Consider the following 17,742-nt stretch of genomic DNA (forward strand, 5'->3'; position numbering starts at 1 on the left):
TACATATGTTCAAAAAGTTCCTCATTTTAGTTCCGATGTTGTTTTTCGTGCTCCACAGCAGTGCGCAGGATAAAAATGCCGTTACTTTTGAGATGAAGGTGAGCAAGCCCAAGCTAGGCCTTAATGAAAGGCTCAGAGTGGATTTTACCATGAACAAGGACGGAGATAATTTTAACCCACCGGATTTTAAAGGGTTTCGAGTATTAATGGGACCGTCACAATCCATTAGTTCCTCATGGATCAATGGGGTAAGAAGCTATTCCAAGACCTATTCCTATACGTTGGCACCAACGGCAAGAGGCAAATACACCATCCAACAGGCCACTATTGTTATCGGCGGAAAAACATACAAGTCCTTGGCAAAAGAGATTGAAGTTACCGCTGCAGTGGATAAGCCCAGTGACCAAATGACCGCGGACGATATTGCGGATGAAAATCTTCATTTGGTCGCAGAAGTATCCAAGAGCGACCCCTATATGAACGAGGCTATCAGCGTTGTTTATAAACTCTATGTAAGCCCTGCCATTAGTGTTTCCAATTATCAGCCCTTGGACAATCCTAAGTACAATAATTTTTGGAGTCAAGATATCAAGGTTTCCGCCTTAAGTGCCCGGAACGGCAATTATAAAGGAAAACCTTACAGGTATGTAGTACTCAAGAGAGTAGTGCTCTACCCCCAAAAATCCGGGAAGCTGGAAATAGAGCCTTTGTCCCTCGATGTTACGGTAGATGTACCCACGAACAAAAGGGACTTCTTTGGCGGTAGGGTCTATGCACAGACCAATAAAACGGTTTCTGCCGGGAAACGTGTCATTAATGTAAAAGCGTTGCCGCTAGACAATCAACCAGCGGATTTTAATGGAGCGGTAGGTGATTTCGATTTTTCCGTTACCACGAGCAAGAACAGTTTAAACGCATCCGAGTCGCTTCAAGCTGTGGTAGAAGTAAGCGGTAAAGGAAATCTAAAACTATTTAAGCTTCCCGAGCCCGATCTTCCCAGTGCCTTGGAGGTTTATGAACCAGAATTCACGGAGGGCGTCCGCACTACGCTAAGTGGCATGCAAGGAAAAATAAGCAATGCTTATACTATTGTCCCCGCTTTTAGAGGAAAATACCCTATTCCTCCTATAAGCTTCAGCTATTTCAACCCTCAAACAAAAAAATATGTCACATTAAATTCAGAGGAAAAAATCATCAATGTTTTAGAGGGTCCGACCAACTCGCAGACCGGTACTGTTAATCCTAATGCAAACAAACAACAGGTCATTGCTACCGGGAATAAATTCAATTTTATCAAGTTGAGTCCAAATTTATCCCCTAAAAAAATAAGTCATTTTTATCGTTCTACGTCATTTTATCTATGGATGACCCTTCCTCTTCTACTCATCCCCTTAGGGATTCTGTTTCGAAAGAAAAGAGAAGAAATTGCAAGTGATGTTGTGGGCAACAAAGTAAAAAAGGCCAATCGCCTGGCCAGAAAATATTTATCAAAAGCCAAAAAAGAGTTGGGGAACAAGGATTCCTTCTATGTGGCTTTGGAAAAAGCGCTACATAATTATCTCAAAGCTAAACTGAAAATTGAAACGTCGGAATTCAGCAAGGATAAAATTTCCGAACTCCTCCACAAAAAACAGGTGGATGAAAATACCATTGCCGGTTTTATCGATTTATTGAAAAATTGTGAAGCGGCACGTTACAGCCCCTTTTCCAATGTACAAATGCAAAATGACTATGAAAAGGCAAGTGAGGTCATTTCATTAATGGATAAACAATTGTAATATGGTAAAAAAGCTATTTATATTTTGTTGTCTATGTTTTTCAATTTGGTCCACCGCTCAAAATGAAACACTTTTCAATGAGGCCACCACTGCATATAATGAGGGGGAATACCAAAATGCGATTGATAAATACCAAAAAATTCTTGACAATGGAAAACATTCGGCCGCTGTGTATTTTAATCTTGGAAATTGTCATTACAAGCTCAACCAGATAGCACCAAGTATTTACTACTACGAGAAGGCACTACTATTAAATCCGAGCGATAAGGAAATACAGAACAATTTGGGATACGCCCAAAATATGACCTTGGATGCAATAGAAAAAATGCCGGAGACAGGTTTTTCAAAATTTTACAAATCGATTACGGGTAAACTTTTCTATGACGATTGGGCCTATTTAAGCGTAGGATTTTTGTTTCTTTTCGTTTTATTGTATATCATTTTCTATTATGCAAACTATTCCACAAGGAAAAGATGGGCGTTCATTAGTAGTTTTGTGGCCTTGTTTCTCTGTATTCTCTTTGTTGTTTTTGCCGAAATAGAATACAGCAGCTTTAAAGCCAACCGGCCTGCTATTGTTTTTGCGGATGAGATCGGCATAAAGGCAGAACCCAATGATACCAGTCAGGAAGCCTTCACACTTCACGAAGGGGCAAAAGTGAATGTACTCGATGATTTAAATGAATGGTACAAAATTAGTATTGCAGATGGGCAAACCGGTTGGATTCCTGCCAAAGAAATAAGGCTTATAAAAGATTTTTAAAGTATATTTAGCAGTGTATAATAGCAATGCTTTTATCTTTAAGATTCTTTTTTGAAAGTAATACTATGAAATCTTTTCTAACATTCTTCTTATCCATCGTTTTGGCCATAGCCATAACTGCGCCTTCGGTTGCAATCCTGTGCGATACGGAGCAAACGTTACTAGTAGTGGATTTTAACGAAGAAGAAAATAATAAGGAAGACAAGAAAGAGCTTGGTGAGCAGGATTTCTTTTTACATGTTGCGTTTTCCGCTCTTTTTAATAAGCCAATTTTACGAATGCCAACAGTTACTTCATATACTGATAACTACAATTTTTACTTTTCCAATATTCATGTTCCACCCCCAAAAGATATAGGGTAGTTCCTTTTATTCTTACTAACCTGTCTTCTCATTTATGAAAGACCTATAATCGTATTCTATGTTTAAATATTTAAAGAACGATTTACCCGCAAGTATCGTTGTGTTTTTTGTAGCATTGCCCCTTTGCTTGGGTATTGCCTTGGCCAGTGGAGCTCCCTTGTTCTCAGGATTGATCGCAGGTATCGTTGGAGGTATCGTAGTGGGTTCCTTGAGTGGTTCCCAAATAGGCGTCAGTGGGCCCGCCGCAGGTTTGGCCGCAATAGTCCTGACCGCAATCGGTGCATTGGGCGGTTATCAAAACTTTCTTTTAGCTGTAGTTTTAGGGGGTATCATTCAAATTGTATTCGGGGTTTTGAAAGCCGGAATCATTGGGTATTATTTTCCTTCCTCGGTCATTAAAGGAATGTTGACCGGTATAGGAATTATCATCATTTTAAAACAGATACCACATTTTTTTGGCTATGACCCGGACCCGGAAGGGGATTTTGCCTTTTTTCAAGTGGATGGGCGGAACACTTTTTCCGAAATTTTTGAAACGCTGAACAACATTAGTCCCGGAGCTACCCTGATCGCCGTTATTGGGCTGGCCATATTGATTCTTTGGGACAAAGTACTTTCCAAAAAAGGAAGAATCTTCCAATTGATACAGGGGCCTTTGGTAGCCGTTGCGGTCGGTATCATATTTTATATTTTGACCCAAGGCAATGAAATGCTTTCTATTTCTTCCAATCATTTGGTAAGCGTTCCCATTCCTGAGGATGCATCGTCTTTCATTGCACAATTTAGCTTTCCTAATTTTGGTGCTATAATCAATCCGCAAATCTGGATAACCGCATTCACCATTGCCCTAGTGGCCAGTTTGGAAACCTTACTTTGTGTGGAAGCTACGGACAAGTTGGACCCTCATAAAAATGTTACGCCTACCAATAGGGAATTGTTGGCACAAGGAACGGGAAACATCATTTCTGGATTGATCGGCGGTCTGCCCATTACCCAAGTAATCGTAAGAAGTTCGGCAAATATTCAATCGGGCGGTAGAACAAAACTGTCCGCTATCATTCATGGTTTCTTCCTATTGATTTCGGTAATCCTAATTCCAAGATTATTGAATATGATTCCGTTGTCCGTTTTGGCGGCAATCCTTTTTATCGTCGGATATAAATTAGCAAAACCCGCCTTGTTCAAAAAAATGTACCAGATGGGCTGGAAACAATTTATTCCTTTTACAGTCACTGTTTTAGGGATTATTTTCACGGATTTGCTGGTAGGTATCGGATTAGGTTTAGGTGTTGGTATTATCGTTATTTTGATTAAAAGTTATCAAAACTCTCACTTTCTGCACATTGAGGATAAAAGTAATGGCAAGCATAAAATTAAAATGACCTTGGCCGAAGAAGTTACCTTTTTTAATAAAGGAGCCATATTAAAAGAGTTAGATAGTCTTCCAGAAGATTCCGACCTTGAGTTGGATGTGAGAAAAACAAGATATCTTGACAATGATATCATTGAAATACTCGAGGATTTTTCTGAGAAAGCCAAGAATAGAAATATTGATATTAAACTGGTTTCCGAACGAGGAATCGTAGAAAACCCGGATAGTTACATAGAATTTTTTAAGCTGACGACAAAATAGGCTTAACTTCAACATATTAAAATTAGCTTATGAAAGCACATACTAAAGAAACACAAGCGGCAATTACTCCAGACGACGCTATTGCATACTTAAAAGAAGGTAATGCCCGGTTTATAGCGAACCAAAAAGTGAATCGGGATTTACTGGAGCAGGTAAGTGATACTGCACAAGGACAATATCCTTTTGCAACTGTATTGAGCTGTATAGATTCCAGGGTTTCCGCAGAATTGATTTTTGACCAAGGCGTAGGGGATATTTTCAGCGCAAGGGTTGCAGGGAATATAGTTAATGAAGATTTATTGGGAAGCATAGAGTTTGCCTGTAAACTTGCCGGCACCAAAATTCTTGTCATTTTGGGACATACTGCATGTGGTGCCGTTAAAGGAGCTTGCGATGATGCAAAATTGGGTAATCTCACCATTTTGTTGGACAAGATCAAACCTGCTGTTATGGCTGTAAAAGAACCTACCGATCCCACAAAAAGGAATTCCAAGAATATAGATTTTGTGAACGAAGTAGCTTTAAAAAATGTTCAAATGACCATTGAAAATACAAGAAGAATAAGTTCTGTACTCAAGGAAATGGAAGACAATGGAGAAATCAGGATTGTAGGTGCCATGTACGATATAAATAACGGTAAGGTATCTTTCTTGGATTGATTCAAAAAACAATATTTATACAGTCAAAGCCGATACAAATGTATCGGCTTTTTCTTTTAAAAAAAGAGTATCTTTCTCATAGAAATCAACCACACCCTTCCTTAGATATGAAAAATCTGTTCGCTAATCTCAAAGGAGATCTTTTTGGAGGAATCACTGCAGGTATCGTTGCCTTGCCATTAGCTCTGGCTTTTGGGGTAAGTTCTGGTCTTGGACCCAGCGCGGGGCTCTATGGAGCCATTTTTATTAGCTTTTTTGCCGCACTATTTGGAGGAACAAACACACAAATCTCCGGTCCTACAGCCCCCATGACTGCCGTTAGTATGGTGGTCATTGCCGGTATTGTTACTATTTATGACGGGAGTGTGGAAAAAGCTTTACCGGCTATTCTGTCTGTTTTCTTGCTGGCGGGGCTATTTCAAATTGGTTTAGGCTTGCTAGGATTAGGAAAATATATACGTTATATCCCTTATCCGGTGGTATCGGGGTTTATGACGGCCATAGGTTTGATCATCATTATTACCCAAATTCTCCCGGCTATAGGGTATTATCCCAAAGAGGATGTAGTTTTCGTTGATACATTCAAGCCGCAAGCCGAGGAACTTATTTTGGAAAATATTTTACGGGAAGAAGCCGGGGAAGGCATTCTTGTACTGGAAGATTTTGAGGAGACCATAAAACGTTCACATGAAGTTACGGAGTCCGCAATACTCCAAGAAGCTGAAATACTGGCCGGTAGTGCCTCATCAGGGGTTATTGGTGCCATAAAGGCTATTCCAAGAGCTATGAATAACATCAATTGGTTGGAATTGGCACTTGCGCTAGCTACCATCATTATTATTTTTGGTTTTAAAAGAATTACCACGGCCATACCCAGCACCCTTGTAGGGCTCATTGTCGTTTCAGGAGTTGCATACGGTTTTGGATTGGAATACCGGTCCATCGCTAAAATACCGGAAGGTCTACCCTTGCCCAATATTAAAATATTCACGGAATTTAAAATAGAAGCTATTTCACCCTATATATTTACCGCATTGACACTTGCACTTCTGGGAGCCATAGATTCATTACTTACCTCCGTCATAGCCGATAATATGACAAAAACAAAGCACAAACCTAACAAAGAATTGATAGGCCAAGGTGTTGGTAACGCGGTTGCGGCTATTTTCTCAGGGATACCTGGGGCCGGAGCTACCATTAGAACAGTAATAAACATAAACTCCGGAGGTAAAACAAAACTATCGGGGATGATTGCCGGGGTCTTACTTTTAATGATTCTCCTTACGCTAGGTCCCGTAGCATCTCAAATTCCAGCGGCCGTTCTAGCAGGAATTTTGATTACCGTGGGAATCAGTGTAATGGATTATAAAGGACTAAAGGCCATACCTAGTTTGCCAAAGGACATGAATTTAGGTCCAGTAAAGCTTAGTTCAGAAGTCATCATTATGCTTACGGTCATGCTTCTCTCAACTTTTTGGGATTTAATTTATGCCGTGGGGATAGGTCTTGTCATCGCCTCATTGATGTTTATGAAAAAAATGGGCGATTTAACGGCCGAACGTTCGGACATCAGCACCTTAGAAGAGGAAAAAGCATGGCCAGACGAATCGGATTTTCCCAAAAGTCTTAGGGAAGATGTTTTTATAAAACACCTCAAAGGACCATTGTTCTTTGGTTCTACAAGTGATTTTTCAGCACTTGCCCGGCAGATTCCCAAAACGGCATCTTGCGTTATCATTAGAATGGGCCGTATGCGGTATTTGGACCAATCCGGTTTATACGCTTTGGAAGATGTATTGATAGATTTGAAAAAATCCAATATCGATGTACTATTTGTAGATGTTCTTAAACAACCCAGATATATGATGGAGCGCGTGGATATCATTCCTGATCTGATTCCCGAAGAACACATCTTCAAAACTTTTGAGGAATGCCTGGAATGGGTGAAAAATAATATCAGCATTAAATAACTAAATAAAGCGTATTATCTCAAAATACCTTCAAAAACAATCCGTACTGTTTTAAATGTTTTAAATTTGCCGCTTTAGTTGTTGCCATGATAGAGACGATAAAAAAGCATATAGAAGAGGTTGAAAAATTTACAGCCGATGGAGCTGAGGCGGTAGAGGCTTTTCGTATAAAATATTTGGGGAAAAAAGGACTGTTGAACGAATTCTTTGCAGCGTTCAAAACGGTTCCAAATGAACAAAAAAAGGAATTTGGACAAACCATCAATACGCTTAAACAAGCGGCTACGGAAAAGGTAAACAAACTAAAGAAATCCTTAGAAAACAAGACCGAGGAAAAAGGTATCTATGGAGATTTAACGCGTCCGGGAGAACCTATTGAGCTTGGTGCTCGCCACCCTATATCCATCGTAAAAAATCAAATTATAGATATTTTCTCCAGAATAGGATTCAATGTTTCCGAAGGTCCTGAAATTGAGGATGACTGGCATAACTTCACCGCTCTGAACCTTCCTGAATACCACCCTGCACGAGATATGCAGGATACTTTTTTTGTGCAGACCGATCCGGATATTCTCCTGCGCACCCATACCTCATCCGTTCAGGTAAGGTATATGGAAAATAACAAACCGCCTATCCGTACCATATCTCCGGGGAGAGTTTACAGGAACGAGGCCATTTCTGCACGTTCCCATTGTTTCTTTCACCAAGTAGAAGGATTATATATTGATAAAGATGTCTCCTTTGCCGATCTAAAACAGACTTTACAATACTTTACTACGGAACTTTTTGGAAAATCAAAAATTAGGCTTAGGCCTTCCTACTTTCCTTTTACGGAGCCTAGCGCAGAAGTAGATGTATACTGGGGTTTGGAAACAGAAACAGATTACAAAATGACCAAGGGTACAGGATGGTTAGAGATTATGGGTTGTGGCATGGTAGACCCCAACGTACTTCGCAATTGTGATATTGATCCTGACGAATATTCCGGCTTTGCCTTTGGAATGGGTATTGACCGTATCGCACTTTTATTGCACCAAATTTCTGACATTCGCTTGTTGAGCGAAAATGATATTCGATTTTTAGAGCAGTTTAAAAGTGTCCTGTAAATTTCTAAGCCTCATCAGTTTGTAGGCTGACTGCAAAAACACTTACTTCCTTCGTTTTACCCTTTAGGGGTATATTGTTTAACTGTTCGAAAACAAAGGAATTATTTTCAAATTTGTCCAACAGGTTTTTAGAAATCAAGAGCTCTTTGTTCAATTCATTGCATTTGCCTTGAATCCGTGCAGCGGTGTTTATTGCGTCTCCGTGATATGCAATGTCTTTCTTATATCTTCCTACTTCTGTTGCCGTAACGACTCCCTCGTTCAATCCGGCTTTAAAAAAAGGAATGGATCCGTACATTTTTAGATAGTATTCTTTTCTTTTAAGCAACTGACTTTTAAAGTTATAAAATGTGTTTATACAGTTTAGGTTTCGTAGACCATCTTTCAAATGCCAGGTCAAAACGGCTTCATCTCCAACATATTGATAAATCTCCGCCTCGTTCTCTATTACGACCCCAAGGTCATTGAAGCAATCTTGAATGAGTCTGCTATATTTGATATGGCCCAATCGTTCTGCAAGTACCGTAGAGTCTTTTAAATCTAAAAACATAAAAATTCTATTCTCTTCATGGGGATTATAAAATTTACCCATCAATATTTTCCATAAATTATTTTCCCCGAGCATTAAGTTTACTTGCCACAGGGCCGCCATAAATATATCTACGGTGAGAATATAGAAATAAATAGCAGAACTCCCTTCATCAGAAATAAAAGTTAATAGGGTAATATCTATATTCAAGAGCGGAGGTACGATCAAATAGGAAACTACAATCAACAATATCAAAAAGAAGATGGAGATGGCAAGCCTGATCATTAAAAGTTTTCGGACAGATGTCCTTTTATAAAACCGCTCGTCAACCAATATTTGTACGTATCCGGATATTGCTCCAAACAAGGGGCCTATGGTGATGGCATATACTAAACTTATAGCAACATCAAAATCGATAGCGCCATCTTCGGTAGCCCCTACACCTCTTATAATGGTCAAAAAAATGAAAGCCAATGTCCATCCAATACAATAGGTGCCAATAATTCTTAATCTTCTTTTATTTTTGAACGTCACCTCTTTGTTTTAAGGATAATGAACTAAAACATGATTTCAAATGTATAGAAATAAAGCATAGCTCCGAAAAAGATACTTTTCACTTAAATTTGGTTTGTGTAAAAGATTCGACGAAATATGAAATTGTCATTTGAACCGTTTTCAATCGATCTTCAATCAAACTAAGAAAGTATATTCAATGAAAAAGGATATTGAAATTTCTATTGCGAAAGACGTTTACGTGGCCTTGGTGCATGAATGGAACGAGGAATTTCTCTCTAAAGATTGGAATGCTTATATCTTAAACAACAAAAACTCCCCCATTGAAATGGCTTTAATTGTTTCCAAAGGGTATGATGGCGATTTAAAAACATCAACCATGCGGCACGCCATTCCTGTAGTAAGTGCTAAATCCTATGAAAAAATAGAAGTTGTCCAAGAAGATGTCCTTCAATTGAACAATGAGTTCTTTGTTACATATTATTACGATAATAAGCTATATGAAAAGCGCTTTTTATTTGAAAAAGGCATTATTAAATTTGACAATCTCATCACTATCCCTTTGATTGAAAAGGATGGGATTTTCGCAAAGTAATTCAGCTCTTATAAATTGGACATTCTCAATTTAGGTAGGGCCCAAATTAAAATTCCATAATTCAACCCTATGATTTTTATGGTATTACGATAGGTTTTTGATAGGCACAATTGTAATTTAACTACTGTATCAAGATAGCTGATTCTTCTAAAAAGATAGATATGTATTCCATAGTTTAGGCAATGATTTAATAACCTCGCAGACATCTTTAGAGTCATTGCCTTGATTTTTGATGTTTAAGGTTTACCATGGTCGTTGCCTTTTTTTACAATTATTACCAAAAATAAGCAACCAATCTAAGGTTTTTGTATCCTTTATATATGCGAATTAAATTATACCCCATAGTACTGCTTTTTCTTTTTTTTAAATCCTGTAACTCTTCTGACGGAATTGATTGCGCATTGGTAGATTGTGCTGCCCAAGGGTTTTCCATAGTATTCGTAGACAGTGACGGAACAAATTTAATTGAAAATGGCACTTTTTCCATAGCCGATATTACGATATCCAAAAATGGAAAACAATTAGGATTTAATGCTTCCGAAGAAAATCAAATTTTCTTTGAAGTAGCAGGGCAGCAAGGTGAGAATATCTATGAAATTACACTTTCCGAATCCAGAACTGATGAATTAATATTGGATTTGAACAGGACAAATTCAGGAAGCGAATGCTGTAGTCCTTTTTTTGATGTAAATAGCGCTTCCTATACCAACAGCAGTAATGTCCTCATCGAAACGGATAGTTTCATTGTGGAGTTCATCATTGTCATCGACTAACAAAAAGGTATCATCTTACCGCATATTCGTTAAGGTTACCATTCTGAAAATGGTTTTTTAATCAATTGCGAGTTATAATATTTGACCTCGCCCGTCACTTCTTCGCCTAACCAATTCGGTTTTTCAAATTTCTCGTCTTCATTGTGCAGCTCTATTTCCGCTATTGTAAGTCCATTGTTCTTGCCATGAAATTCATCTACTTCAAAAATATGCGCTCCCATAGCGACCTCGTAACGCGTTTTTTCCAATATCGGTTTTTCGCATAGTTTTAAAAGTGCTTCGGCTTCTTCGATTTTGATTTCCTTCTCCCATTCAAATCTAGAAGTTCCACTTTCGTTGGATTTTCCCTTTACCGTTATAAAACCTTTGTTCCCTTTTGTTCTTATCCTAACGGTACGTTCAGCATCAGTATTCAAAAAACCTTGAACTATTTTCTCGTTTGAGATAGCCTCAGCTTTGTAATCCTTTGATTTTACTAAAAACTTACGTTCTATTTCTATCATCTATCACCTAGTTTTTGCAATTCGTCAGAGGGAACTCGAATTCTTTTGTAATTATGATTATCCAACCAAACCATGGCTTTTGCTATTTTTTCAGGGCGAATAGATTTATACTTTTTTAATCCACCTATTAAAATAGGGTCTATAAGTTTCATCACCTGTTTGAAAATCCATTCTCCCGTTCTGCTTTCATTTCGGGTACCACCTATTAACGCAGGTTGCAAAATATGGGTTTTTGAAATCGAAACATCCAGGACTTCACGCTCCATCTCTCCTTTAATCCGGTTGTAAAAAATAGTGCTTTTTGGATTTGCACCCATCGCGGAAATCACTAAAAAAGAAGCGATTCCATTACGCTTTGCGGTTTTGGCCGCTTCCAAAGGAATACCATAATCTATCTTACGGTACAACTCTTTATCCGATGTTTTTGAGGCTGTTGTGCCTATACAACAAAAAAGCACATTTGCTTTGAACTTCTTCTGAAAGGCCTCAAAATCAAATAAGTCCACCAAAAATTCCGTTATTTTAGGATGCTCAAAACCAATGCTGGACCTGGAAAAAAGCTTTATTTCTATATATCTTTCATCGTTCAACAATTGACGAAGCAATATGCCGCCCGTTAAACCTGTAGCACCTAGAATAATCGCTATTTTCCCGTTGGGTTCCATCCAATTAATATAGGCTAATTTTGTGGTATGAACAATGACGCTACGTTGCGAAAAATAATCCATATAGATATGGATGCATTCTATGCTTCCGTAGAGCAATTGGACCATCCGGAACTTAGGGGAAAACCTATTGCCGTGGGCGGAAGCTCAAAAAGGGGTGTCGTAGCGGCCGCCAGTTACGAAGCCCGAAAGTTTGGAGTAAGGAGCGCTATGAGCAGTGTTTTGGCACAACGAAACTGCCCGGAACTTATTTTTGTAAAAGCCCGTTTTGACCGTTATAAGGAAATATCAAAACAGATCAGGGCCATTTTTTTTGACTATACGGATTTGGTGGAACCCTTATCATTGGATGAAGCCTACCTTGATGTGACCATAAATAAAAAAGGGAACCCCTCTGCTACCCTCGTCGCGAAAGAAATAAGACAACGCATCCTCACCGAAACGGGACTCAATGCCTCGGCAGGAATATCCATCAATAAATTTATCGCAAAGGTAGCGAGTGATATTAATAAGCCCAACGGGCAAAAGACGGTAAACCCGGAAGAGGTTATCCCATTTTTAGAAGACTTGGACATTCGAAAATTCTATGGCGTAGGCAAAGTAACTGCCGAGAAAATGTACAGACTGGGAATTTTTACCGGAAAAGACTTAAAACAGAAGTCGTTGGAATTCTTGGACAATCACTTTGGTAAGAGCGGCAGTTATTATTATCATGTGGTACGCGGTATTCATAACAGTCCCGTAAAACCACACCGAATTCCAAAATCTGTTGGTGCGGAACGCACGTTCAACGAAAACCTGAGCAGTGAGATTTTTATGTTGGAACGTCTTGACCACATTGCCTCCGAGCTAGAAAGACGACTTAAAAAGTCCAATATTGCCGGAAAAACCATCACGCTAAAAATTAAGTACAGTGATTTTACTTTGAACACGCGGAGCAAAACAATACCATATTTTATTTCCGATAAAAACTTGATCCTAGAAACTGCAAAAGAACTATTATATCAAGAAGAGCTACAAAACTCCGTTAGACTGTTGGGTATTTCTTTGGCCAATCTAAATACAAATGACAAAAAGGTTACACTTAAAGAAGAACAGGTTTCCGTTCAGTTAAAGTTTGATTTTTGAAAACAAATTGACCCGTTCATCGAATTCCTTGAAAAAAAAGAAGTCATTTTACAATAATATTAACAATCAGTGGTTTTAGGTACATAATTTTAATCAACCCAAAACCCTTTATTATGAAAAGAGTATTCAACACATCAAAATTAATCGCATTATTCGCTATTTCTTTATTCGCTGTTTCTTGCAGTGTGAAAGGAGAATTGGAAGATATAGCCGATGAGTTTGAAGAAACCAACAACGATGCAAAAGTTGAGCAAGTTGAAGCAAACTAATTAGTTCCGCTTTTATCATACAAAAGAGCCCCGCAATGCAGGGCTCTTTTTTTTTCAATACTTATTTGTATTTACTGTACTATTAACGTATTGTCCGTTGAAGTAGGGTTCAGCGGGCAGAAATATACATACTCTCCCGTTTTTAACATCGTAGGATTGGATTTCTGAGTTTTTCCCGTGGCAACCTGCTCGTTTACATAAGCCGTTTGAATGTGGTTTTCTGGATTGGAAATATCTTTACCCTTTTGTACCAGAACAAAACCTACATTATGATCCACTGCATTATTGGAAATTTCAAAAACATATGTTCCTTCGGAAACCGTGATCTGTTTTTGAGTAAATTCTCCAGAGGTCTGCTCCAAAGCAATTGTTTTAGGAGCATCCATCATTTTCTCCTTCTTCATCATTTTGTCTTGCGCATTCATTGAAAATACAGTTCCAAATGCCAATGCTACGATTGCGATTACTTTTTTCATAATTACTTGATTTTTAAGATTCCTTTTCAGGAATCCACTATTTATATTAATTGTTATGTTTTTGACCATGCTTAAGCGGATGGTCTTCGCTTTATTTATACTTCTGTTGTTTCTAGAGCTTGCGCTTCTGGAAAATCTATAGCTACGTTAGTCGTTTTATGTAGATAATTGGAAATAGTCTTATCACCGACCAAAACAATGGTATCTACAAGGTTTTCCTTAGTCCACCCTTGGCTAAGAAAATTCTCTACAACTGTAGCATCCGTAGCTCCCCTATTTTCAGTTATGTTTTTGGCCAATCTCGCCAAGGCATCCAATTTTTCATCAAAAGAGGCCTCGCCATTACGCAGTTCTAAGATTTGTTCCTCAGTAAAACCGTTCATTTTTCCAATTGCGGTATGCGCTGCCAAACAATAGGTGCAATTGTTCACTTGGCTCACGGCCAAGTTGACCACTTCTTTTTGTTTTGCGTTCAAAGAGGTCTTGGCATTGCTCAATGCCAAATAATTGGTCAAGGCATTTTCTGAATGTGCGTACGTTGCATAAAGGTTGGGAACAAAGCCCAAAGCATTTTCTAGATTGTCAAAGATTGCCTGATTGTTGGCCGATACTTCTTCTCTCGTAGGTACATTAAATGTGCTCATATTAATATTTGTTTTAAATTATTATTGAATTGATATAAATGGTTTCTCGGCATCACAATAAAAATCATGATGGTGTTTCTGCTCGCAATGTTCTTTTGGAATTATTCTGTTCAATACCTGCCCTTGGGGCCGTCTAAATATTTCGATTAGGTTAAAAATGGATTTTATTTTTGTCTTCATCTTGTCTTGTTTTCAATTACGTTACAAAGATGCGACGGTAAAAAGCAGTTTTGTTAGGAGCTATTGCCCGACCGCTGGTACAAATTTCCCGTTAGGCCAAATTCGAGGTGTTTTCCCTGAATTGTGATGGGGAACTCCCTGTCATTTTTTTAAAGAATTTACTAAAATGTGCAGGGTCGTTGAATCCCAGTTCATAGGCTATCTCCTGATTTTGTTTGTCCGTGTAGCTCATTAACCTTTTAGCCTCTAGGGCCAGGCGTTCCAAAATAATCTGCTGTGGGGATTTTTGATTGTACAGGGCAAAGAGATTTGAAAGTGTTTTTGGGCTTTTAAAAAGTAAGTTAGCATAATCGCTCACTTTTCGTTTTGTCCTGAAATGGGTATCTACCAAAACATTGAATTTTCGGACCACATCAATTTGCTCGTTATTCAACACCTTGATCGTGTGTTGTTCTTTGGCCAATCGGGTACAGATGATAATGAGGCGCTTCAATAACATCTGAAGCATATCTCCCTGTATTTTATCTTTCGTGGAGAATTCCTCTACAAAAATCTCGAACAATAAATTGAACTTGTTCAATTGTTCCTCAGGAATCGTTACGATAGGCAGGTCCTGCGTTCCGAAAAAAAGAATGCCATTACAAGAGACTTCACTATCATGGTCTTTGATGCAATAAAACTCACGGTTGAACAGAAACCCGGTTAACGGAAGTTTCGTTTTGGAGAAACTAACGTGTTGTAAATAGGTAGTCGTAATCAATTGATTGGGCAATAGTGTTACGGTAAAACCATCTATACAAAGTTGAACGGGCAATGTATTTCTGTTCCATAAAATACTAATATTGCCGTCCTGTACAGCGAAGCTTCTTTCGTGCAGTTTTATATCATCCGTAAATCCAAAAAGTGAATTTAATTTATGGTTATGAAATTCAAATTTCATTAAGTGATATCGGATTAGAAAGGACTTTAATGTCAGTTTAGTCTCTTTTTTTGTTTATCCTTTACAATCTAATATTCCTGTAGAAATAAAATTCATTAAACAAGAGTGTTAATGATTGCCGCTAATTTTTCATAACCCCCTTGTTTTTATAGCTTTATTTAAAATTGCTATGAAAAGGAAAATTATCCATTGAATTTAAATCAGTTTTTTTAATGAGCGATATTAGAAATTATGACGATGCTGTAGGACGTTTTCACGATACATTGAACTTTAATACTTTGCCCGTAAGTGCTTGGGATATTTATGCAGATTACTTTGATAAAACCTGTAAAACGGCAGAAGATATCAAAGGATTGACAAAGCTTGCCAAAACCAACGATTGGGAAATCAACGATGCTATTTTTGAAGACCAATTACGAGAGAAAGAACACGTAATCGTAGTGACGGATGCAAAATTGAACATAGTGTACGCTACCCAGAATATTTGGCAGATGAACCGCTACAAACCCGAGGAAATAATGGGTTTTCAACCCAAAATATTTCAGGGCGAAGGTACCTGTAAGGAAACGATACAAAATATCTCAAAGGCCATCAGGGCAAAAAAACCGTTTGAGGCCAATGTTCTAAATTATAGAAAAGACGGGGAAACCTACAATTGTTGGATACAGGCAAAACCTGTTTTTGACACTAAAGGAGAAATTGTAAATTTTATTGCTTTTGAAAGAGAAGTAGCTTAAGTGTTTGTTATTTTATTTTATCAAAAAAAGCCCGGTAGCAATTGCTACCGGGCTTTTTTATAAGTTCTTCTTTGTACTAGAAATTACAGCTTTCTATCTCTGTGACCCGTAAGGTATTTACCATTCCTTTTTCCTTTATGGGCATGGCGGCAAGGCTTATGAGCATATCGCCCACATCCAAAAATCCTTTTTGGCAGGCAATCTTGTTCACATCCTCTATGGTCTCGTCCGTAGATACAAACTTGTCATAGTAAAATGCCTTAACACCCCATAACAGGTTCAACTGGGTCAAAATTCGTTTGTTGGAGGTGAATACTAAAATATGTGCGCTAGGTCTCCATGCCGAAATCTGAAAAGCGGTATACCCACTATTGGTCAGGGTAGAAATAGCTTTTGCCTTTATTTCATTTGCCATGAGTGCAGCATGATAACAAACAGACTTGGTAATATATCTATTCGTGCGAATATGTGGCGGGTCATGTGGAACATGTATTAATTCGGAAGCTTCTACACTTGTTAAGATACTTGTCATTTTTTCGATTACTTGAATGGGATAATTGCCAACGGAAGTCTCCCCGGAGAGCATTACGGCATCCGCACCGTCCATTACGGAATTGGCAACATCATTGACCTCCGCTCTGGTAGGAGTCAAACTGGTAATCATTGTTTCCATCATCTGCGTGGCAATAATAACCGGAATTCTTGCTTTTTTGGCACGTAATACCAATTGCTTCTGTATCAAAGGTACTTCGTGGGCGGGGACCTCAACTCCTAAATCCCCACGGGCTACCATTAGCCCGTCACAATATGCCACGATTTTGTCTATATTCTCAACAGCTTCGGGCTTTTCGATTTTGGCGATAATAGGAATTTTATGCTCGGAATGCTTTTTTATGATTTTTTGTAAATCGATTAAATCTTCACTAAATCGAACAAAAGAGAGCGCTATCCAGTCCACTTCAAGGGAGATTGCAAATTCCGCATCCTTGATATCCTTCTCCGTCAACGCAGGTAGTGAAATGTTCGTATTGGGGAGATTCACTCCTTTTTTCGATTTCAACGGACCTCCTTGAACTACCTTAGCCAATACTTCGTTTTCACCATTGGTCGAGACCACTTCAAACATCAATTTTCCATCATCCAAAAGAATACGTTCACCTGCTTTTACATCCTTGGGAAATGCCGAATAATTCATGTAAACGCGTTCTGCAGTTCCTTCAAAAGGTTCCCCGGTAACAAAGGTTATCTCATCTCCAGGGCTTACCACTACTTCCCCGGCCATAACGCCGACCCTTAATTTTGGCCCCTGTAAATCCCCTAGTATAGAGACATTGCTCTGCAGCTCCTCGTTCAATTCTCGAATCATGTCCACGCGTTGCCGTACATCTTCATAATCTGCGTGGGAAAAATTTATTCTAAAGACATTTACTCCTGCCTCTATCATCCCCTTTAGTACCTCTTTCTTACTTGTGGCCGGTCCGAGTGTGGCTACAATTTTCGTCTTCTTCTTAGTTGGCAT

The 17,742-nt window shown here is 38.6% G+C and carries 20 protein-coding genes; 12 read left to right on the forward strand and 8 right to left on the reverse strand.

Annotation, left to right across the window (positions count from 1 at the left end; all coding sequences use genetic code 11):
- Nucleotides 1-5: 5 nt before the first annotated feature.
- The 7 genes from ACKWBX_RS13890 (at nt 6) to pheS (ending at nt 8,271) form a co-directional block, all read left to right on the forward strand.
- Nucleotides 6-1,778: a BatD family protein gene (locus ACKWBX_RS13890; protein ID WP_413969307.1), complete on the forward strand. Its 1,773-nt coding sequence runs from the start codon at nt 6-8 to the stop codon at nt 1,776-1,778.
- A gap of 1 nt (nt 1,779) precedes the next feature.
- On the forward strand, nt 1,780-2,541 hold the full coding sequence (locus tag ACKWBX_RS13895) for a tetratricopeptide repeat protein (protein WP_413969308.1): 762 nt from the start codon (nt 1,780-1,782) through the stop codon (nt 2,539-2,541).
- A 65-nt stretch (nt 2,542-2,606) separates the two neighbouring features.
- Nucleotides 2,607-2,903, forward strand: a complete 297-nt coding sequence (locus ACKWBX_RS13900; RefSeq protein ID WP_413969309.1) for a hypothetical protein — start codon at nt 2,607-2,609, stop codon at nt 2,901-2,903.
- Nucleotides 2,904-2,961: 58 nt separating this feature from the next.
- Complete coding sequence (locus tag ACKWBX_RS13905) at nt 2,962-4,536, forward strand: SulP family inorganic anion transporter (RefSeq protein WP_413969310.1); 1,575 nt, start codon at nt 2,962-2,964, stop codon at nt 4,534-4,536.
- Between the two features lie 29 nt (nt 4,537-4,565).
- Entirely contained in the window at nt 4,566-5,195 is a 630-nt protein-coding gene (locus ACKWBX_RS13910; RefSeq protein WP_413969311.1) for a carbonic anhydrase family protein, read from the forward strand.
- 107 nt (nt 5,196-5,302) lie between these two features.
- Nucleotides 5,303-7,165 carry a SulP family inorganic anion transporter gene (locus tag ACKWBX_RS13915; RefSeq protein ID WP_413969312.1) on the forward strand — a complete coding sequence of 621 codons (1,863 nt, stop codon included), beginning with the start codon at nt 5,303-5,305 and terminating at the stop codon, nt 7,163-7,165.
- A gap of 86 nt (nt 7,166-7,251) precedes the next feature.
- Nucleotides 7,252-8,271, forward strand: a complete 1,020-nt coding sequence (pheS, locus tag ACKWBX_RS13920) for a phenylalanine--tRNA ligase subunit alpha (protein WP_413969313.1) — start codon at nt 7,252-7,254, stop codon at nt 8,269-8,271.
- Between the two features lie 4 nt (nt 8,272-8,275).
- Here pheS and ACKWBX_RS13925 read toward each other — a convergent pair whose 3' ends face one another.
- Nucleotides 8,276-9,334 carry an adenylate/guanylate cyclase domain-containing protein gene (locus tag ACKWBX_RS13925; RefSeq protein WP_413969314.1) on the reverse strand — a complete coding sequence of 353 codons (1,059 nt, stop codon included), beginning with the start codon at nt 9,332-9,334 and terminating at the stop codon, nt 8,276-8,278.
- A gap of 178 nt (nt 9,335-9,512) precedes the next feature.
- Between ACKWBX_RS13925 and ACKWBX_RS13930 the strand changes: the two genes are divergently transcribed.
- Complete coding sequence (locus ACKWBX_RS13930) at nt 9,513-9,908, forward strand: hypothetical protein (RefSeq protein WP_413969315.1); 396 nt, start codon at nt 9,513-9,515, stop codon at nt 9,906-9,908.
- Nucleotides 9,909-10,228: 320 nt separating this feature from the next.
- Nucleotides 10,229-10,681, forward strand: a complete 453-nt coding sequence (locus tag ACKWBX_RS13935) for a hypothetical protein (protein ID WP_413969316.1) — start codon at nt 10,229-10,231, stop codon at nt 10,679-10,681.
- A gap of 35 nt (nt 10,682-10,716) precedes the next feature.
- Here the strand turns inward: ACKWBX_RS13935 and ACKWBX_RS13940 are convergent, their stop codons facing one another.
- Nucleotides 10,717-11,184, reverse strand: a complete 468-nt coding sequence (locus ACKWBX_RS13940; RefSeq protein ID WP_413969317.1) for a CYTH domain-containing protein — start codon at nt 11,182-11,184, stop codon at nt 10,717-10,719.
- Entirely contained in the window at nt 11,181-11,912 is a 732-nt protein-coding gene (locus tag ACKWBX_RS13945) for an NAD(P)H-binding protein (RefSeq protein WP_413969318.1), read from the reverse strand. Before ACKWBX_RS13945 ends, ACKWBX_RS13940 begins: the two co-directional genes overlap by 4 nt.
- Here ACKWBX_RS13945 and dinB point away from each other — a divergent pair.
- Together dinB and ACKWBX_RS13955 are read left to right on the forward strand one after the other, a co-directional pair.
- On the forward strand, nt 11,877-12,977 hold the full coding sequence (dinB, locus tag ACKWBX_RS13950) for a DNA polymerase IV (protein ID WP_413969319.1): 1,101 nt from the start codon (nt 11,877-11,879) through the stop codon (nt 12,975-12,977). The two genes, ACKWBX_RS13945 and dinB, sit on opposite strands and share 36 nt — an antisense overlap.
- A gap of 113 nt (nt 12,978-13,090) precedes the next feature.
- The gene (locus ACKWBX_RS13955; RefSeq protein ID WP_413969320.1) at nt 13,091-13,246 is read left to right on the forward strand and encodes a hypothetical protein; all 156 of its coding nucleotides are present in this window, start codon (nt 13,091-13,093) and stop codon (nt 13,244-13,246) included.
- 71 nt (nt 13,247-13,317) lie between these two features.
- Here ACKWBX_RS13955 and ACKWBX_RS13960 read toward each other — a convergent pair whose 3' ends face one another.
- From ACKWBX_RS13960 to ACKWBX_RS13975, 4 genes are all read right to left on the reverse strand, one after another.
- Nucleotides 13,318-13,722 carry a cupredoxin domain-containing protein gene (locus ACKWBX_RS13960; protein WP_413969321.1) on the reverse strand — a complete coding sequence of 135 codons (405 nt, stop codon included), beginning with the start codon at nt 13,720-13,722 and terminating at the stop codon, nt 13,318-13,320.
- A 95-nt stretch (nt 13,723-13,817) separates the two neighbouring features.
- Nucleotides 13,818-14,366: a carboxymuconolactone decarboxylase family protein gene (locus tag ACKWBX_RS13965; RefSeq protein ID WP_413969322.1), complete on the reverse strand. Its 549-nt coding sequence runs from the start codon at nt 14,364-14,366 to the stop codon at nt 13,818-13,820.
- A gap of 21 nt (nt 14,367-14,387) precedes the next feature.
- A complete protein-coding gene (locus ACKWBX_RS13970) occupies nt 14,388-14,546 on the reverse strand; it encodes a hypothetical protein (protein WP_413969323.1) in 159 nt (52 codons plus the stop codon).
- 91 nt (nt 14,547-14,637) lie between these two features.
- Entirely contained in the window at nt 14,638-15,486 is an 849-nt protein-coding gene (locus ACKWBX_RS13975; protein ID WP_413969324.1) for a helix-turn-helix domain-containing protein, read from the reverse strand.
- A gap of 212 nt (nt 15,487-15,698) precedes the next feature.
- Here ACKWBX_RS13975 and ACKWBX_RS13980 point away from each other — a divergent pair, with 212 nt between their 5' ends.
- Nucleotides 15,699-16,223 carry a PAS domain-containing protein gene (locus ACKWBX_RS13980; protein ID WP_413969325.1) on the forward strand — a complete coding sequence of 175 codons (525 nt, stop codon included), beginning with the start codon at nt 15,699-15,701 and terminating at the stop codon, nt 16,221-16,223.
- Between the two features lie 76 nt (nt 16,224-16,299).
- On the opposite strand, the gene pyk is transcribed toward ACKWBX_RS13980, so the two are convergent.
- A complete protein-coding gene (pyk, locus tag ACKWBX_RS13985) occupies nt 16,300-17,742 on the reverse strand; it encodes a pyruvate kinase (protein WP_413969326.1) in 1,443 nt (480 codons plus the stop codon).

Origin of the sequence: Maribacter algae (genome assembly GCF_047345745.1) — a bacterium.
In the GTDB taxonomy this organism is placed as follows: domain Bacteria; phylum Bacteroidota; class Bacteroidia; order Flavobacteriales; family Flavobacteriaceae; genus Maribacter.

What these genes read in the sequence shown, in the direction of transcription:
- ACKWBX_RS13890 (WP_413969307.1), top strand. Translation starts at nt 6, where the DNA reads ATGTTCAAAAAGTTCCTCATTTTAGTTCCGATGTTGTTTTTCGTGCTC.
- ACKWBX_RS13895 (WP_413969308.1), top strand. Translation starts at nt 1,780, where the DNA reads ATGGTAAAAAAGCTATTTATATTTTGTTGTCTATGTTTTTCAATTTGG.
- ACKWBX_RS13900 (WP_413969309.1), top strand. Translation starts at nt 2,607, where the DNA reads ATGAAATCTTTTCTAACATTCTTCTTATCCATCGTTTTGGCCATAGCC.
- ACKWBX_RS13905 (WP_413969310.1), top strand. Translation starts at nt 2,962, where the DNA reads ATGTTTAAATATTTAAAGAACGATTTACCCGCAAGTATCGTTGTGTTT.
- ACKWBX_RS13910 (WP_413969311.1), top strand. Translation starts at nt 4,566, where the DNA reads ATGAAAGCACATACTAAAGAAACACAAGCGGCAATTACTCCAGACGAC.
- ACKWBX_RS13915 (WP_413969312.1), top strand. Translation starts at nt 5,303, where the DNA reads ATGAAAAATCTGTTCGCTAATCTCAAAGGAGATCTTTTTGGAGGAATC.
- pheS (WP_413969313.1), top strand. Translation starts at nt 7,252, where the DNA reads ATGATAGAGACGATAAAAAAGCATATAGAAGAGGTTGAAAAATTTACA.
- ACKWBX_RS13930 (WP_413969315.1), top strand. Translation starts at nt 9,513, where the DNA reads ATGAAAAAGGATATTGAAATTTCTATTGCGAAAGACGTTTACGTGGCC.
- ACKWBX_RS13935 (WP_413969316.1), top strand. Translation starts at nt 10,229, where the DNA reads ATGCGAATTAAATTATACCCCATAGTACTGCTTTTTCTTTTTTTTAAA.
- ACKWBX_RS13940 (WP_413969317.1), bottom strand. Translation starts at nt 11,184, where the DNA reads ATGATAGAAATAGAACGTAAGTTTTTAGTAAAATCAAAGGATTACAAA.
- dinB (WP_413969319.1), top strand. Translation starts at nt 11,877, where the DNA reads ATGAACAATGACGCTACGTTGCGAAAAATAATCCATATAGATATGGAT.
- ACKWBX_RS13945 (WP_413969318.1), bottom strand. Translation starts at nt 11,912, where the DNA reads ATGGATTATTTTTCGCAACGTAGCGTCATTGTTCATACCACAAAATTA.
- ACKWBX_RS13955 (WP_413969320.1), top strand. Translation starts at nt 13,091, where the DNA reads ATGAAAAGAGTATTCAACACATCAAAATTAATCGCATTATTCGCTATT.
- ACKWBX_RS13960 (WP_413969321.1), bottom strand. Translation starts at nt 13,722, where the DNA reads ATGAAAAAAGTAATCGCAATCGTAGCATTGGCATTTGGAACTGTATTT.
- ACKWBX_RS13965 (WP_413969322.1), bottom strand. Translation starts at nt 14,366, where the DNA reads ATGAGCACATTTAATGTACCTACGAGAGAAGAAGTATCGGCCAACAAT.
- ACKWBX_RS13970 (WP_413969323.1), bottom strand. Translation starts at nt 14,546, where the DNA reads ATGAAGACAAAAATAAAATCCATTTTTAACCTAATCGAAATATTTAGA.
- ACKWBX_RS13975 (WP_413969324.1), bottom strand. Translation starts at nt 15,486, where the DNA reads ATGAAATTTGAATTTCATAACCATAAATTAAATTCACTTTTTGGATTT.
- ACKWBX_RS13980 (WP_413969325.1), top strand. Translation starts at nt 15,699, where the DNA reads ATGAGCGATATTAGAAATTATGACGATGCTGTAGGACGTTTTCACGAT.
- pyk (WP_413969326.1), bottom strand. Translation starts at nt 17,742, where the DNA reads ATGCCAACTAAGAAGAAGACGAAAATTGTAGCCACACTCGGACCGGCC.